The following is a 15,726-nucleotide window of genomic DNA, read 5'->3' on the forward strand; positions in this document are numbered from 1 at the left end:
GATGATTACGGGTGCTGCGTTCTGGGAGCGTGGCTGGCCGGGCGCAGGAAGCGCAGGAGCCCCAGCACCAGGATGGCAAGGCCCGCCGCCCGGGCGATGAGCGTCAATGCGCTCCCGTCATCCACCGGTGCCGGCCAGGCAACGAGGCAGGCCCCGGCACAGAAGACGACCCGCTCCACGACCATCAGCGGCCGGGCGAACCAGCCGGCAAAGCCGATGCTGAGCCCGCTGACCGCCACCGTGGCCAGGATGATCGCCAGCGCGATCTGCAGGGGCGTGCCGATCATCAGCAGCCCCGGCATGGTCATGAACAGGAACGGCACCAGCAGTTTCACGAAACCCAGCCGCACCGCCTCCATCGCCGTGGCATTGGCATTGGCACCGGAGATGCTGGCGGCGGCAAAGGCTGCCAGCGCCACCGGCGGCGTGATGGCCGACACGAGGCCATAATAGAAGATGAACATATGGGCAGAGATGGCCGGCAGGCCGAGTTTGGTCAGTGCCGGTGCTACCAGCACCGCCAGCAGCAGATAGGCTGCCGAGGTCGGCAGGCCCATGCCGAGCACGAAGGAGGCCAGCGCCGTCAGCAGCAGGATGATGAAGATGTTGTTGCCGCCCAGCTCCAGAATGAGGCTGGAGAGCATGAGCCCGAGGCCGGTGAGGTTCAGCACACCGATCACCACACCGGCAGCAGCCACGGCTGCGACGATCGGCAAGGTGGAACGCAGCGTATCGCGGCAGATGCTGATGATATTGACAAGGCCGATGCGGGTATCCTTCCGCCAGGGCGAGATCAGCAGCGAAAAGGCGATGCAATAGACGGCCGCACGGGTGGGCGTCAGCCCCATCGCCATCAGCGCCACGAGGCCGACCAGCGGCAGCAGCAGATAACCCCGGCGGCGCAGCGTCGAGAACAGCAGCTGGATGCCGGCATCGCGGTCCGCCGCAAGGTTGAGGCGCCCGGCTTCCAGCCGCACCGAGATCATCAGCGCCAGTACATAGAGCAGGCCAGGCACCAGCGCGGCGAGCGCGATCTGGCCATAGGGCACACCCAGAATTTCCGCCATCAGGAAGGCCGCTGCCCCCATGACCGGCGGCAGGATCTGGCCCGCCGAGGCGGCTGCGGCCTCAATGGCGCCGGCAAGGGTTGCCGAATAACCAACCCGCTTCATGAGCGGAATGGTGAAGGTGCCGGTCGTCACCACATTGGCAACAGCGCTGCCATTGATGGTGCCAAGAAGCGCGCTGGAAAGCGCCGCGGAAAGGCCAGGCCCACCCTGCACACGGCCGGTGAGGCCGCGGGCGATATCGACGAACACCTCGCCGGTGCCAACCTTCATCAGCAGCGTGCCGAGCAGCGCGAAGAGGAAGATGTACTCCACCGCCACGCCCATCGGCACGCCATAGAAGCCTTCTGTCGACAGCATGAGCGTTGAGGTGAGCCGGGCGATGTCATAACCGCCATGGCCGTATTTGCCGGGAATGAGATAACCGAAATAGGCGTAGAGCAGCGCGGCCACGGAGACGAGAAACAGCGCCCAGCCGATGGAAAGCCGCACCAGCACCAGCACGGCCACCAGCAGGCCAACGAATATCCAGCGGTCCACCGCCGTGGACATCGCCCCGTTCATGATGATGTCGAGATAGGAATGCCAGAGCCAGGGGCCGGGAATGGCCGCGGCAATGGCAAGCAGGTAGAGAATAATCCGCGCCGGAAGCAGCCGGTAGCGCAGGGCGATGGCCGAAAGCCCCGCCGCTGCGACAGCCGAGAAAAAGAGCGAACGCAGGAGCAGCGCCGTGATGCCCCCGAAATAGGCCCCGTAGATCACCAGGGCGGTGATGAAGAGAGCCAGCAGACAATAGAGTGTCGAGACAACTGCCCCCTCCCGGCTGCCAATAGCGGCATCCGGCAGGCGCAGGGCTTTGAGGGCGCCAGACATACTTTCCTCCGTTCGCGCTTTTTAGTCCTTGAAGCGGGCGTTACTTGACGCCGGCTTCATCAAAGAAGCGCTTGGCACCGGGATGCAGGGCAATGGGGGTATGGGTTGCCGTCTCCAGCGTGATGGCCTTGGCCTGCGGGTGGATACCGTGCAGCTCATCGAGGTTCTGGAAGATAGCCCTGGTAATGCCGTAGACGGTGTCGGCAGGGACACTCCCGATGGTGAAGAGCGTGGCCGGATCGTTGATGGCCACCACGGTTTCGCCCTGGCCCTTGTAGGTGTTCGCCGGGATGTCGAAGAGCTGATAGAAGGGATACTTCTTGATCATGCCCTCGACCTTGTCCTTGTCGACGGAGAGGAGGTGCATGTTCTGCTGCGTGCTGAGATCGATGAAGGCCGCGGTCGGCGCACCGGCCAGGATAACGGCGGCGTCCACCCGGCCATTGATCAGCGCGTCAGTCCCCTCGTTATAGGAGAGGAACTGCGCCTTGCCGGCGTCAAACACGCCTTCGGCTTCCAGCAGGCGCTGGCCGAGCACGGCGGAGTTGGAGCCGGGCGGGCCGAGATTGATACGCTTGCCGGCAAGATCGGCCATCGTCTTGATTCCGCTGCCATCGAGCGCGGCGATCTGCAGCACGGCCGGATAGAGATAGGCCATGGCGGAGACCGGCAGCTTTTCCTTGAACACCCCCTCGCCCACGCTGGCTTCATAAAGCGTGGAGGAGGATGAAAGGCCGATGGTCATCTGGCCGGCAGCCACGCGGCGGATATTCTCCACCGACGCACCGGTAACCTCGGCGCGTGCGGTCGCCCCGTCCATGTGCTTGTTGATGATGTCGGCCATGCCGGCGCCGATGATGTAGAACAGGCCGCCGGTGCCGCCGGTGCCGATCGAGATACGCTCCTCGGCATGCGCAGGCGCACTGAGGAGGGCCGCCGTCAGTCCGGCAGCCATCAGCAATTTTGTTATTTTCATTATTTCCTCCCAGGGGTTTTGATTTATCCGGTCAGACGAAGCCCCTCCGCCACAAGACCGCGAAAACTGGCGTAACTCGCTTCCACCAGATGCTCGACGGCAGCCTCCTTGTTGCTGCCATCCACCGCCCCGCCTGACAGACGCGTCACACGGTCGGGATTGATGAGGGCGTAATAGAGCGCGCCGAGCAGGAACTGGCTGCGCCACACCAGCCCTTCCAGCGGCGCCCCCGGCAGGCAGCCGGCAATGGCGTCGATGAAGATGTGGCTGGTTTCGTCGAACGCCTCGGCGATGATGCGCCGCGCCTCGTCATTGCCTTCGGCCGACAGGATGGCGCGCATGCGTGTGAACTCGGCGCCGCCGCCATCACCCTCGGTCGAGGAGAGATAGGCCGGCACCACATAGGCCCGCAGGATGGCCATCAGCCGCTCGTCGGCATCGCTGATGCGCCTTGCCTCGCCCAGCAGTTCAAGACGCCGGGCATTCATCGGCCTTGTGTGCCGCTCGTAAATCTCGCGCAGCAGATTGGCCTTGGAGCCGAAATGGTAGGTGACGCTGCCGACATTCGCGCCCGCCGCCTTGGCGATATCGCGCATGGAAACGGCATTGAAACCATTCTGGGAAAACAGCTTCACCGCGGCTTCGAACAGGGCATCTCTGAGGCTGGCGCGCATGGTCTCTTTATCATCTGAACAACTTATTTGTACGTTTGTACAAATTGAAAAATGAGTCAAGCGCGGCTGAAGCGAAGGGACCGGGGCAAACCGCTTTCATGTCCGACCAGGGGGCAGTGCCTACGTGGAGGTGAGACGCCGGTCAAACTTCCATCAAACCGGCGGCGGCACAGACAAAACTAAAGGCGGCCGCAGCCGGAAAACCGGGAAATATTCGCAAAGCGTTTGGCACACCAAAAAATTCGTTACTGGAGTATGATGGCCACAACCCGCTTTCCGTCCACTACGATGAGGCGCCAAGGTGTCAGCAGATAATCTGGATAACTGGCTGCAGGAACGGCCGGACATTGAATCCGTGTTCGCCTGTGTTTGTGATCTCAACGGCACCATGCGCGGCAAGCGCCTGCCGGTGGAGCAAGCGGCCAAAGTTCTGGGTGAAGGTCTGCGAATGCCCCTGTCGATCCTCAATCTCGATGTCTGGGGCGAGGACATCGAGGGCAACGAGCTGGTGTTTGAAACCGGCGATGCCGACGGTATCTGCGAATTCACCGGCCGCCCTATCGTGCTCATCAACTGGACCAGCCGGCCTTCGGCGCTGGCGATGCTGTGGATGCGCGAGGAAGACGGCAAGTCTTTCGGCGGCGACCCTCGCCGGGCGCTGGCAAGCATCGTGGAGCGTTACAGGGAGCGTGGCCTCACGCCCGTAGTCGCCACCGAACTGGAATTTTATCTCTATGACCCCAGCGGAACCCAGCCGCAGCCACCCAGCTCTCCGGTTACCGGCAAGCGGCTGAGTTCGGACGGCGCGCTGTCGCTGGATGAGCTGCAGCATTTCGATGAATTCCTCGACGAGGTTTATGACGCCTGCGCCGAACAGGGCATTCCGGCCGATGCTGCGATCTCCGAAAACGGTGCCGGCCAGTTTGAAATCAACATGACCCATGTCGCCGATGCGCTGCAGGCGGCGGACGATGCGGTGCTGTTCAAGCGGCTGGTGCGGGGCATCGCCCGCAAACACGGCTTTGCCGCCACCTTCATGGCCAAACCCTATGGCGGGCGCTCCGGCAGCGGCTTTCACGTCCATTTCTCGCTGAATGACGAGAACGGGAAAAACCTGTTCGATAATGGCGGCCCGGAAGGGACGCCGCTGATGCTGAATGCGGTGGCAGGCCTCCTGGAGACGATGCAGGAGAACACCCTTACCTTCGCCCCGCATGAGAACTCCTATCGCCGCCTGCTGCCGGGCGCTCACGCCCCCACCTCCGTCGGCTGGGGCTATGAAAACCGCACGGCGGCCATCCGCATCCCCGGCGGAAGTCCCAAGGCCCGGCGCATCGAACACCGCGTGGCGGGTGCCGATGCCAACCCCTATCTGGTGCTGGCCAGCATTCTGGGCGGCGCGCTTGTCGGCATCGACGAGCAGATGGAGCCGGTTCCTCCCATCGGCGGGGATGCCTACAGCATGAAGCTGGACCATCTGCCGCTCGACTGGGCAACCGCCATCGAAGCATTCCGCCGCGGCAAACTGGTGCAGAAGATCTACTCAAAGCGCCTGCAAACCATGCTGGTCCAGTGCAAGATCCAGGAGCTGCAGCGTTTTGCCCGCCAGGTCACCGACTTCGAATACGACACCTATCTGGAGGTGGTGTGATGACCAGTCGCCCCTTCGCGGCAACAGGCCCGACCCCGCATACCACCAGCTATTATGCTGCCAGCGCCAACCCGTCGCCGGAGCGCCCGCCGCTCAAGGGCAGCCATAGTGTCGATATCTGCATTGTCGGCGCCGGTTACAGCGGCCTGTCGACCGGCCTGCATCTGGCCGAGAAGGGCTACAAGGTCGCGATCATCGAAGGCGCCCGCGTGGGCTGGGGTGCTTCCGGCCGCAATGGCGGGCAGGTCGTCAACGGCCTCAATGCCAGCCTGCAGACCATCCGCAAACGCTATGGCGCCGATACTGCCAGTTTCGTCGCCGGGCTGGTACAGGAGGGCGGCGAGATCATCCGCGAGCGGGTCAAGACCTACGACATAAGCTGCGACCTGAAACCCGGAAACATCTTCACTGCCTATACCGACGCCCACATGCGCGAGCTGGAAGAGCGGCTGCAGCTCTGGGCGAGTTACGGCATCCGCAATCAGGAAATGCTGGACCGGCAGCAGCTGCGCGCGCACGTGAATTCAGATGTTTATGCCGGCGGCGTCATCGACCATTCCGGCGGCCATATGCATCCGCTCAATCTGGCGCTTGGCGAAGCGGCGGCATTCGAGAATCTGGGCGGCACCATCTACGAAAATTCGCCCGTCATCCATGTGGACACCCAGCTTGCCGCGCCGCTTGTCGAGACCCGCGACGGCACCATGACCTGCAAAACGCTGGTTCTGTGCGGAAATGCCTATCTGGGCGGTGTCGTCCCCCAGCTCGCCACCCGGGTGATGCCGGTCTCAACCCAGATCATGGCCACCGAGCCGCTGGGGGAAGAGCGTGCCCAGAGCCTGATGCCCAGCGATGCCTGCGTGGAAGATGTGCGCTACATCCTCGACTATTATCGCCTCTCTGCCGACAAACGCCTGCTTTTCGGCGGCGGCGTGGTCTATTCCGGCACCGACCCCAGTGATATCGAAGGCCGGTTGCGGCCGAACATGGTGAAGGTATTTCCGCAGCTGAAGGGTGTGCGCATCGACTATGCCTGGAGCGGCAACTTTGCCCTCTCCTTCAGCCGCGTGCCGCAGATGGGCCGTATCGGCAACAACACCTATTTTGCCCATGGTTACAGCGGCCATGGCGTCACCGGCTCGCACACCTTCGGCCGCATCCTTTCGGAAGCCATCGACGGCGACCGCACACGCTTTGACGTGTTCGAGAAAGTGCCGTGGTTCCCCTTCCCCGGCGGCCGGATGCTGCGTGTGCCCTACTCCATGGCTGGCGCCTGGTGGTATGCGCTGCGCGACCGCCTCGGCATCTGAGCGACCTTAATCAGGAACAGCTCAGCGCGGCCCCAGGCCCGTCATCGGGCCGATGCGCCGGAGATCTGCCAACACCAGAGCACACGTCCGGCGGGAACTTTTGAGACGGCCAACAGTTCCTGTTCTGTCCGCTGCGCGCGCCTCACCGGAAGGCAAGCGCAGCCTCCAGCCGTGCCTTGTAGCGCCTGACGGGTCTTGCAATCCGCTCCTTCTGCGAACGGCTGCGTTCGCAGGCCGGTGAGCTATTGCCTGCCATCCCGACATCAACGTCGCTTGAGGCCGCAGCCTTAAAACCGAGGGAGGTTTCCATGGGTCGCGCCATCCTGCTCTGGCTTCTGGGGGTTCCAATCCCTGTCATCATCCTGCTCGCCCTGTTCATGCATTAGGAGGCCGGGATGTCAGTCACACTGCCTCCAACGGAAACGGAAATCATGTTCCCCGCCGAGCCGGCGCTACCTGCCGTCAGCTGGGGAGCCATTATTGCCGGCGCTCTCGCCGCCTCTACGCTCACCTTCATCCTCATGCTGCTCGGCTCCGGCCTTGGCCTCACCATGGTGTCGCCCTGGGCCAATGAAAGCGCGAGCGTCACCACCTTTGCGGTTTCGACCGCTATCTGGCTGGTTATCGTGCAGTGGCTCTCTGCCGCTGTCGGCGGTTATCTGGCCGGGCGCCTGCGCACCCGCTGGTCGGACATCCACAGCGACGAAAGCTATTTTCGCTATACCGCCCACGGCTTCCTTTCCTGGGCGCTGGCAACGCTGATCGTCGTCTATGTACTGGGCTCCGTGCTGACTTCCGCCGCCGGTACCGGCATCAAGGCGGCATCAACGGTGGCTGCGGGTGCACCTGCCAGCATCAGCGTTGATGGTACCGCCGATATCGGCGGCCGGACCGGGCCCATGTCCTACTACGTCGACACCCTCTTCCGTCCGGCCAATCCCGGCCAGCTTGCCGCCCTGCACACCAGTGCCGGAGTGGCCGCCGACGCAGCGGCAAGCCGGGAAGCCTCGCGCATCCTTGTTGCAAGTGCGGCGGCTGGCGGAATGACACCGGAGGACAAGACCTATCTCAGCCAGCTCGTCGCCGCCCGCACCGGCCTTTCCGATGCCGACGCCACGGCACGGATCGATGCTGTATCGGGCCGCATCAACATCGCCATAACCCAGGCGAAGGAAGCAGCCGATAGCGCCCGCAAGGCCGGCGCAACCTTCGCGCTGCTGGGTGCCCTGTCGCTGATCATCGGCGCCTTCATCGCCAGCATTGCCGCGGTTATCGCCGGCCGGCAGCGCGATGACGAGGAGGATGCCTACTGGGCGAGCACCTGACCGGCCGGAATTTCAAAATCCCGGCATGGTGTCGAACCGCGGCAACTGCGGATCGATGATGTCCCATCCCTGCCCGCTTCGTGTCCAGACCACCATCTGCGGCCTGAAGCGGGCAGGCTCGTCAAGGCTCGCGGCCCGGATGAAGATCAGATCGGGTTTGGCGGGATTGGTTGAATAAACCGGCGATCCGCAAGTAGGGCAGAAGGCCCGGGCGATGATGTTGCCGCTGTCGGCCGCCTTGTGCCAGAAGGACGCTTCACCGGAAATCTTCGCGGCCGCCAGCGGAAAGGCCATCTGTGACGCATGGCCGGTGCCGCTGTCGCGCTGGCAATCCCGGCACTGGCAATGGCCGGACATCAGGGGTTCTGCTGCAATCTCGTAGCGCAGCGCTCCGCAGGCGCAGCCACCTCTATAGGCTTCACTCTCCATGACCGCTCTCCCTCATCGGGCACCGCAGGCGGCTTTTCCTTCACTGCCCGCAGGCCATCAAAAGCATCCCGGACAATCATACCCAGGAAAAGCCGCTGCCGGTGCTTTAAGGCGGGCCCTGCTCCGGCTCTTCGGCCGGCAGAAGGATGCCGAGTTCAACCGCATTCAGGCGGGCCTCATCCAGCGCGCCCTCCGCATTTATCAAGGCCGCCCTCAGGACATCCAGCTCCTGTACGGCCTCGGAAGGCCCAGTGTCCTCACCTGCCTCTTCCCCTTCAGTTTCGTCGTCCTTTGGGCGTGCCGCTTTCTGCTCGAAGCTATCCTGCGCTTTCCTGAGTGCACGCTCGGCCGCTGCATAGGCACGTACCGCATCATCCAAAGCGTCAAGCGCGGCCGCGCGAGAGCTATCCTCGCCCTGGTCCGGATCAGCCGACAGATCGACCTCTTCCCCCGCCATCGTCATGATGCAGGTTGGCAGCCGCGGCAGAATCCGGGCGATGTCATTGCCAAACCAGTCGACAAACTGCTGCCGGCGGAAGCCCAGCGGGAGAAAGACGATGGAAGCTTCGGTCGATCTCTGGACGATGGCCTCAGCCTGACTATCCGATGGTGAAATGACCAACACTTCCGCGGCAATCCGCACATGGCGCAAAACGGCCTCGGCCCGCGCTTGCAGGGCCTCTTCCTCACCCTCCCGTGCTGCCACGATTAACCTGATCTTCGCGTGCCGCCACGGGTCGTTACGGGTGAGCAGATAGGCCAGCACCAGCATTAATCGGGCGGTGCGGTTGTCGCTCCACCAGATATCGATCAGCCTTGCGGCGGGGGGCGTATTTTCAAGCGCCTGCCATACGGCTTCGTCGGAATCAAAAATCAGCAGGTTGCAGTCCAGCGACGACGCAACCGTCAAATTCCGGAAGAAGCGCTGGTACTCGGGCGCCGATGTGTCCGTCACCTGCTGGCGTGGCCAGTTGACCAGCACGGTATTTATTCTGGTAGGGCCGACGCCGGCCGACTGGATGGCGATTGGCACCACCGTATCGATATTGGGGCCCATTACGACAAGCGGAAAGGCCGTGAGCTTCATCGCCGCAAGATCGCGGGCGAGGTCAAGCTCGGCCTGATCGCGTGCCCGCCGGGCATACCTGCCCTTGCCCTCGATGATGCGGATAACGGTACTGAGCCCGCAGTGGCCTTCGATCCAGCTTGCGAAGGTAAGGAGACGCCCGCGGCGCACGCCGTCATCGGAAAAGGCAAGAATCTGCGGCCGCCAGTCTCGCGGATGTTCCGCCCGGGAGCTCGCCTCATGCAGATGCTCACGGACCAGCTGAAGATTGTAGGACCGGCGGCCATCCGACCATCTGGCCGCAACTGCGCCGCGCCTAAGATACTGGTAGATGGCAAAGACGACGGCCAGCGCAACAAGGCCGGATGTAAAGTCGATCGCCAGCATGACGCCCAGCGAAAAGAGGCCGCCGAGCAGGCTGATCCACGGCCGATAGAGGCGCAGGCTCGGCCTGAAGGAAGGGCTTTTGCCCCGCGCCTCGAAATAGGTGGCGTAATTCAGCAGGCCATAGGTCACGACAAAGAACATCGAGACGACGGCGGCGATCAGATTGAGGTTCCCCAGCGCGACAATGGCAAGGGCAGTGCCGGCCGTCAGGATCAGCCCCCGTCGCGGATTGTTATCCGGCCCCGCTTCCGCAAAGGGCAACAGCCAGGAAAACACACGATCCTTTGCCAGTGACTGCAGAATACGCGGCGCCCCGAGCAGGGAGGCCAGCGCCGAAGAAAGAGTAGCCGCCACAATCCCGGCATCGATGAGCGGTGCGAACGCGGCCACGCGCTTCATCGCGCCATAGTCCGCAACAAGGTCAGACCGGCGCAGCGTGGCAGCCAGCAGAATGGCAACGGAGAGATAGACGACGATCGACAGCCCGACTGCCATGGCTGTGCCCCGGGGGATACTGCGGGCCGGATCGGCCAGATCGCCCGACATGTTGACGCCCTGGGTAAAGCCGGTCACCGCCGGAAAAAAGATCGCAAAGGCGATCCACAAATCTCCCCAGTCGCGCACCGGCCCCATGTTTTCATAAAGCGTGGCAGGGTTCCAGTGGTTGAGCGCACCGATCCCGAACGAGATTAGCGCCGCCGCCAACAGCGACATGACCACATATTGCACGCGGGTTGCCCACTCCGCCCCGAACCACGCGATTGCCAGCATCACGAAGACCGCGGTGGCAGCGATCAGCTGCTGGAAATAACCGCCTTCCAGTCCGGCAAGACTGGCGATCCCCTCGGCAAAACCGACACAATAGAAGCCGACCGAAATGGCCTGCGCCACATAAAGCACCAGACCGATAGCCCCGCCAAAGGGCAGGCCGAGCGTCCGGGAGATGATGTAATAGACGCCGCCGCTCCTCACCTCGAGATTGGTCGCAATCGCCGCCATGGAGATGCTGGTGAGGACGGAGATGGTGCTGGCGAGCAGGATAATCAGCAGCGCCTCGCCGAGGCCGACGGCGCCCACCACGTACCCGAGCCGCAGAAAAAGGATGAGCCCGAGGATGGTCAGGATGCTCGGCGTGAACACGCCGCCAAAAGTGCCCAGACGGCCTGTTCTCATCCCGGCTGCTGCCACGAGCTTCTCCATCGCGGGGTTGCGACGATCATCCCTTGCTGCGTACCGGGGATGATGGGCGCGCCAACCATGACCACGCCCATCTTTTTCCCGAAGAACGGGAAAATCCACTACAAAGCTGATGTCATTACAAAACTTGGCGGCTCTTTCTTCGGTCGGCGGCCGGAAAATTCATGGCAGCCCGGCCGTCACCACAGCCCGAGAATCTTCCACCAGACGCCGCCAAGGATGGCGTAAATGGCCAGCTCTCCCACGCACATGATGAAGCCGACCCGCCACCAGGTGCCGAGGCTGACATAACCGCTGCCGAAAATGATCGGCGATGTGCCGGTGGCATAATGCGTGAGGGCCATCATGATGGTGGAGCCGGCAACCATCATCAGCAGGAACGGCACCTGATATTCCGCCGGGACGAGTTGCACGCCGACGGTGAGGAAGGCCAGCATCATGGCGCTGACATGGGCGGTCGTGCTGGCGAACAGATAATGGCTGAAGACAAACAGCAGCACGAGAATAGCCGCTGCCGCCTGCCAGCTGAGCCCGGCGGCCACGATGCCGTCCTTGAGCCCGCCGGAAAACCAGGCGATGACGCCGAGCTTGTTCAGTTGCTCGGCCATCATAACCAGCGCGCCGAACCAGACCAGCGTATCCCACGCACTTTTTTCCGCCAGCACATCATCCCAGCTGATGGTTCCGGTGATGATGAGGGCAAACAGCCCGATAAAGGCGACCACCGTCGCATCCAGCCTGAAGGCCGGCCCGAAGATCATTTCCGGCACATTGGCCCAGAGCAGCAGCAGCACGGCGAAGGTTACGATCATCACCCATTCGCCGCCACTGACCGGGCCCAGCTTGCGCAGTTCGCCAAGCGCATATCCGACGGCATCGGGCGTCTTGCGCACTTCGGGTGGTGCCAGAAAAGAAATGGCGAGCGGCATCAGCAGCAGGCAGGTGAGTGCCGGCAGCAGCATATAGAGCGCCCAGCTGGTCCAGCTGAGATGCAGGTTCATGTTGGTTACGCGGGCCACATAATCGACGACCAGCGGGTTGGGTGCCGTCGCAGTAACAAACATGCCTGAGGTGATGGTGTTGGCATGCATGTTCACCAGCGACAGATAGGTGCCCATCCGGCGCTCCGTACCGTCGGCAGGGTCTGAGCCGAAAGCCTGGGCGATAGACTTCATGATCGGATGCACGATGCCGCCGCCGCGCGCGGTATTGCTGGGCATGAAGGGCGCCAGCACCAGCTCGCAGACGGCAAGACCATACCCGATCCCAACCGTCCGGCGACCCAGCAGCGAGATGAACAACAGGCCGATGCGTTTGCCGAGGCCTGTCTTCTTGAGGCCGCGCGAGATGAAGATGGCGACAACGATGAGCCAGATCAGCGGACTGGAAAAACTGCCGAGCGCATCGGCCATCGCTTTGGAGGAGGTTGCCGCCGTCACCTGCGACAGTGAGACGATGACGATGGCCATCATGGCCATCACACCGATCGGCATGACCTTGAGGATGATGGCGACGATGGTGGTGAGAAAGATCGCCACCAACCCCCAGGATTTTGCCGTAAGCCCGTCCGGCACCGGCACCAGCAGCAGACCAACCAGTACCAGCGTGGTAATGGCGGCCGGCATCGGGCGGAACGGCACCGTGCGCCGGAAATAGAGAATGACGTCCTCAACCAATCTGCTCACAACCGGCTCCTGCAGTTTCCCGGCACACCCCCAATCCGGTGCCGGAGGCCTTTGCCGCTACAGGTGCTGGCTACTCCCCCCTCCCCGCTAACGCATTGATCTCAATCATGCCCGGCAAAGCCGGCACGGCCCAACCGAAAGGTTGGCCGCCCTTGTTCCGGCATCTGGCCGGGGATCGGTCAGGAGGAAAGTGCCCTTTGATGCGCATCGACGATGCGCTGGACCATGGGAGCGAAATAACCGAAGCCCGGCGTTTCCATGCCCACGATCTTGCCGGCATCATCCAGCAGGCGCACGCGCACGATCTCGCGGAAATTCGGGTTCTGCTCGAAGCTGGCAATTTCCTTGGCGCTCATCGGCCCGCCCTGCAGCTTCAGGGAGTGAACGGAGGCCGGGGACAGTTCGCCGAAATAGGCCGGATCGGTTGCGCACATATAGCGCTTGGCGGCGACGTGATAGCGCACGCAATCGACAACCAGTCCGGGGAAGAAACGCTCCAGCACCCGGGCACCCGCTTCTTCATGGTAGCGGTCCTTCGTATCTTCCATCGAAAACGAGCCGAACTCGCTGGTGAAATGGCCGATGTCGTGCAGCAACGCGGCAACGATGATGATCTCCGGCTCGCCCTGCTGCTCGGCCATGGTGGCGCCCTGCAGCATGTGTTCGCCGATGGTCACCGGCTCGCCGAGATATTCGTTGCTGCCCCGGCGGGCAAAGATATCGCCGAGAAAAGCGACGATATTGCCCGCCGTCAGGCTTTCGGGGGAGGGTTTCGTCATCATGCAACCTTCCGGCTTTGCCGCTCGAGGGCATTGAGGGTGGAAAGCAGGCCATCCTTGTCGGCGTAACAGCCTTGCAGCCAGCGCGAGCCGGCACCGGAATAGCCCTTGCGGGCGTGCAGCACGCGGGTGTTGTCGACAAGAAAGCTCTCGCCCGGCGCCAGCTTGAAGGAGACCTCCATGGCCGGGTCATCGATGATCTCGCCCAGCCGGCGATAGGCCGCGTAATAATCTGCCATATGCTCATAGGGCACATCGGTAATGGCGGCGGCGGAGCGGTTATTGAAGCGGATGCCGCGCAGCTCGCCATCCGGTGCCAGTTCGATCATCGGTCGCCGGGCGCTGAGGGCAACACCGCTGCTACCGGCATAGTCAAACCGGGCGCAATAGCGGGTCAGCAGATCGAACCCTTGCGGGTTTTCATCCCGCAGACACTCTGCCGCGCGAAAACCATCAACCACCATGTTCTCCCCGCCTTCGGCCGAATTTTCGAGGCAGTAAAGGACCTGCAGTGTAGGCACCGGATCGCGGTAGGGATTGTCGGTATGCGCCTGCAAACCAAGCCCGGTATAGGCGAGGTTGGTGGGGTTCACTTCCGTGCGTACATCGAAGTGCCGGCCATAATTCGTCTCGCGCACATAGCCGAACAGCCCGACGACATCGAAAAGCGCCCCCGGCTCGGCCGGACCGCCCAGTAGCTTGCCAAAGCCATATCGGTGCACGCCGCCAAGCCAGCCGGCGAGGACTTCCCTGTCACGAGCCACCGCGGCAAAATCGGCAACCGGCAGACGGTCGCCAAGGCTGGCATCCCAGCTTTCGATCCCGGGCGCCAGCCAGCCGGCCTTCCGGGTAACGACGGTATCGTAGGCATGGCTTGCCAGCCAGGCCGGATCGAAGGCGATGGTCCGGTTTTCAGGCCGGAAGGTGATGTGGATCAGGCCGCCGTCGCGGGTGGCAGCGCCAATACGCGTATCGGCGGGAATGTCGCCAAGCGTGATCAGCCGCTGGCCATTGCCCGGTGCGCGGGTCGCTTCATCCCAGGCATTATCCCGCAGCCAGATGGCATGGAAGCGCTGGCGGCTGCCATCCGGCAACGTCAGGGCAATGGCGCGCCCGTCATCGATGATCTCCAGCCCGGCCGGCTCTGCCATGCCCCGCTCCCTTGCAAAATGGTGGCAAGCGGCGCTGTTGCCGCGCCGCTTGCCCCATCTTCACAAAGTTCGGATATCGGTATGATGACACCGGGAGGGAAATCTGCCGCAGCCCTCACGCCGCGAAGGAAACCCCGCGAAAGCGCATGCCGGTCTGCACGCCGCGCAGAATGATGCGGGAGAGCAGCTCCATGTCGAGCGGCATGCGCGGACGCCACACATCCAGCAGCAGCGCAACACGCGGCTTGTCGGCATTGTTGGTCACGGCATGCGGGTAGGTATCGTCCCACAGCATGCCTTCGCCGTCGCCGATCCGCCGCTCCTCATTATTGATGAGCATGAGCGTTGCCGGCTGGCCATCTTCCTGCCGCGGAATATCGAGCCCGAGATGGAAGCGCATGATGCCGCGAAACGGGCCGCGATGGACCGGGATATGTTTGCCGGGCGCCAGGAAAGAGATGGCGGCGGACTTTACCTCCGGGCATTCGGCGAGCAACCGGCCGAGCACCGGCATGCGCTCCAGATTTTCCGGGATGCCGACATCGTAGGCCTTGAGCACAAACATACGCCAGTCGCGCCCGTCATTGGCGGAGATGTCCGCCTGCTCCGGCATGATGTCGTGGAAACGCGGAATACGGTTCGGGTTCACAGCAAAGGCCTCGTCGCGGATATCCCGCCACGCCGCCGTGAATTTGTTTCCGTTGGGAAAATAGGTCGGCATGTCCAGGATGGCCGGCGCCGTGATGCGCTTTTCAAAAACGCGGCGGACAGCGCGGGAACCAAGATCGTAGACGAGTGTCATCTCATCGCCTCGATGAAAAGGGGTGCTGGATAATCAGAGCCTTGCGCCATTCTACAGCAGCCAGTGGCCGCCGATAAATGCGGCCAAAGAGACTGGCGCACCCACATGACAAAATTGTGGAAGGCGACACCAAAATGCCACGCCAGGCAGCAGAGGCGTTGCGGATCACAAATGTCGCGGGGGAAGGCAGGCACTCTGGAGGGAAAACTCGAAAGAAAGCCGCTGCAGCGTTATCGGCAGCGCGCTTAGGATCAACGCCCGCCCTTGCAATGAAGTTCCGGGCAACGAAGTTCCAGCCCGGATCGCGGGTAGAGATACAAAAACGCCGGCAATTCCGCTTCGGGAAATCGCCGG

The 15,726-nt window shown here is 62.7% G+C and carries 12 protein-coding genes; 3 read left to right on the forward strand and 9 right to left on the reverse strand.

Annotated elements, in window-relative coordinates; genetic code table 11:
- Positions 1 to 5 precede the first annotated feature (5 nt).
- The 3 genes from QTL98_RS12175 to QTL98_RS12185 are packed head-to-tail and all read right to left on the reverse strand — an operon-like array spanning position 6 to position 3,590.
- Entirely contained in the window at positions 6 to 1,940 is a 1,935-nt protein-coding gene (locus QTL98_RS12175; protein WP_445678749.1) for a TRAP transporter permease, read from the reverse strand.
- 40 nt (positions 1,941 to 1,980) lie between these two features.
- Positions 1,981 to 2,916: a TAXI family TRAP transporter solute-binding subunit gene (locus QTL98_RS12180; protein WP_445678750.1), complete on the reverse strand. Its 936-nt coding sequence runs from the start codon at positions 2,914 to 2,916 to the stop codon at positions 1,981 to 1,983.
- 23 nt (positions 2,917 to 2,939) lie between these two features.
- Entirely contained in the window at positions 2,940 to 3,590 is a 651-nt protein-coding gene (locus QTL98_RS12185) for a TetR/AcrR family transcriptional regulator (protein WP_445678751.1), read from the reverse strand.
- A 301-nt stretch (positions 3,591 to 3,891) separates the two neighbouring features.
- Here QTL98_RS12185 and QTL98_RS12190 point away from each other — a divergent pair, with 301 nt between their 5' ends.
- From QTL98_RS12190 to QTL98_RS12200, 3 genes are all read left to right on the forward strand, one after another.
- Complete coding sequence (locus QTL98_RS12190; protein WP_445678752.1) at positions 3,892 to 5,241, forward strand: glutamine synthetase family protein; 1,350 nt, start codon at positions 3,892 to 3,894, stop codon at positions 5,239 to 5,241.
- Positions 5,241 to 6,551: an NAD(P)/FAD-dependent oxidoreductase gene (locus QTL98_RS12195; RefSeq protein WP_510637483.1), complete on the forward strand. Its 1,311-nt coding sequence runs from the start codon at positions 5,241 to 5,243 to the stop codon at positions 6,549 to 6,551. Before QTL98_RS12190 ends, QTL98_RS12195 begins: the two co-directional genes overlap by 1 nt.
- Before the next feature lie 395 nt (positions 6,552 to 6,946).
- Positions 6,947 to 7,876 carry a hypothetical protein gene (locus QTL98_RS12200; RefSeq protein ID WP_445678754.1) on the forward strand — a complete coding sequence of 310 codons (930 nt, stop codon included), beginning with the start codon at positions 6,947 to 6,949 and terminating at the stop codon, positions 7,874 to 7,876.
- Positions 7,877 to 7,888: 12 nt separating this feature from the next.
- On the opposite strand, the gene QTL98_RS12205 is transcribed toward QTL98_RS12200, so the two are convergent.
- The 6 genes from QTL98_RS12205 to QTL98_RS12230 form a co-directional block, all read right to left on the reverse strand.
- On the reverse strand, positions 7,889 to 8,305 hold the full coding sequence (locus QTL98_RS12205; protein WP_445678755.1) for a GFA family protein: 417 nt from the start codon (positions 8,303 to 8,305) through the stop codon (positions 7,889 to 7,891).
- A 106-nt stretch (positions 8,306 to 8,411) separates the two neighbouring features.
- Complete coding sequence (locus QTL98_RS12210) at positions 8,412 to 10,931, reverse strand: amino acid permease (RefSeq protein ID WP_445678756.1); 2,520 nt, start codon at positions 10,929 to 10,931, stop codon at positions 8,412 to 8,414.
- Between the two features lie 203 nt (positions 10,932 to 11,134).
- On the reverse strand, positions 11,135 to 12,580 hold the full coding sequence (locus QTL98_RS12215) for a DASS family sodium-coupled anion symporter (RefSeq protein WP_510637571.1): 1,446 nt from the start codon (positions 12,578 to 12,580) through the stop codon (positions 11,135 to 11,137).
- 239 nt (positions 12,581 to 12,819) lie between these two features.
- Positions 12,820 to 13,419 (reverse strand): (R)-1-hydroxy-2-trimethylaminoethylphosphonate oxygenase, encoded by a 600-nt coding sequence (gene tmpB / locus QTL98_RS12220; RefSeq protein WP_510637572.1) that lies wholly within the window; start codon positions 13,417 to 13,419, stop codon positions 12,820 to 12,822.
- Positions 13,419 to 14,570, reverse strand: a complete 1,152-nt coding sequence (gene tmpA / locus QTL98_RS12225; RefSeq protein WP_445678759.1) for a 2-trimethylaminoethylphosphonate dioxygenase — start codon at positions 14,568 to 14,570, stop codon at positions 13,419 to 13,421. The genes tmpB and tmpA overlap by 1 nt, the downstream gene beginning before the upstream one ends.
- 115 nt (positions 14,571 to 14,685) lie before the next feature.
- A complete protein-coding gene (locus QTL98_RS12230) occupies positions 14,686 to 15,372 on the reverse strand; it encodes an aspartyl/asparaginyl beta-hydroxylase domain-containing protein (protein ID WP_445678760.1) in 687 nt (228 codons plus the stop codon).
- Between the last annotated feature and the right edge of the window lie 354 nt (positions 15,373 to 15,726).

The sequence above is a fragment of the Radicibacter daui genome, from assembly GCA_030657355.1.
In the GTDB taxonomy this organism is placed as follows: Bacteria; Pseudomonadota; Alphaproteobacteria; order Radicibacterales; family Radicibacteraceae; genus Radicibacter; species Radicibacter daui.

Bases quoted from the DNA above. Each gene is read 5' to 3' on its own strand.
- QTL98_RS12175 (WP_445678749.1), bottom strand. From the start codon at position 1,940: ATGTCTGGCGCCCTCAAAGCCCTGCGCCTGCCGGATGCCGCTATTGGC.
- QTL98_RS12180 (WP_445678750.1), bottom strand. From the start codon at position 2,916: ATGAAAATAACAAAATTGCTGATGGCTGCCGGACTGACGGCGGCCCTC.
- QTL98_RS12185 (WP_445678751.1), bottom strand. From the start codon at position 3,590: ATGCGCGCCAGCCTCAGAGATGCCCTGTTCGAAGCCGCGGTGAAGCTG.
- QTL98_RS12195 (WP_510637483.1), top strand. From the start codon at position 5,241: ATGACCAGTCGCCCCTTCGCGGCAACAGGCCCGACCCCGCATACCACC.
- QTL98_RS12200 (WP_445678754.1), top strand. From the start codon at position 6,947: ATGTCAGTCACACTGCCTCCAACGGAAACGGAAATCATGTTCCCCGCC.
- QTL98_RS12205 (WP_445678755.1), bottom strand. From the start codon at position 8,305: ATGGAGAGTGAAGCCTATAGAGGTGGCTGCGCCTGCGGAGCGCTGCGC.
- QTL98_RS12210 (WP_445678756.1), bottom strand. From the start codon at position 10,931: ATGAGAACAGGCCGTCTGGGCACTTTTGGCGGCGTGTTCACGCCGAGC.
- QTL98_RS12215 (WP_510637571.1), bottom strand. From the start codon at position 12,580: ATGCCGGCCGCCATTACCACGCTGGTACTGGTTGGTCTGCTGCTGGTG.
- tmpB (WP_510637572.1), bottom strand. From the start codon at position 13,419: ATGACGAAACCCTCCCCCGAAAGCCTGACGGCGGGCAATATCGTCGCT.
- tmpA (WP_445678759.1), bottom strand. From the start codon at position 14,570: ATGGCAGAGCCGGCCGGGCTGGAGATCATCGATGACGGGCGCGCCATT.
- QTL98_RS12230 (WP_445678760.1), bottom strand. From the start codon at position 15,372: ATGACACTCGTCTACGATCTTGGTTCCCGCGCTGTCCGCCGCGTTTTT.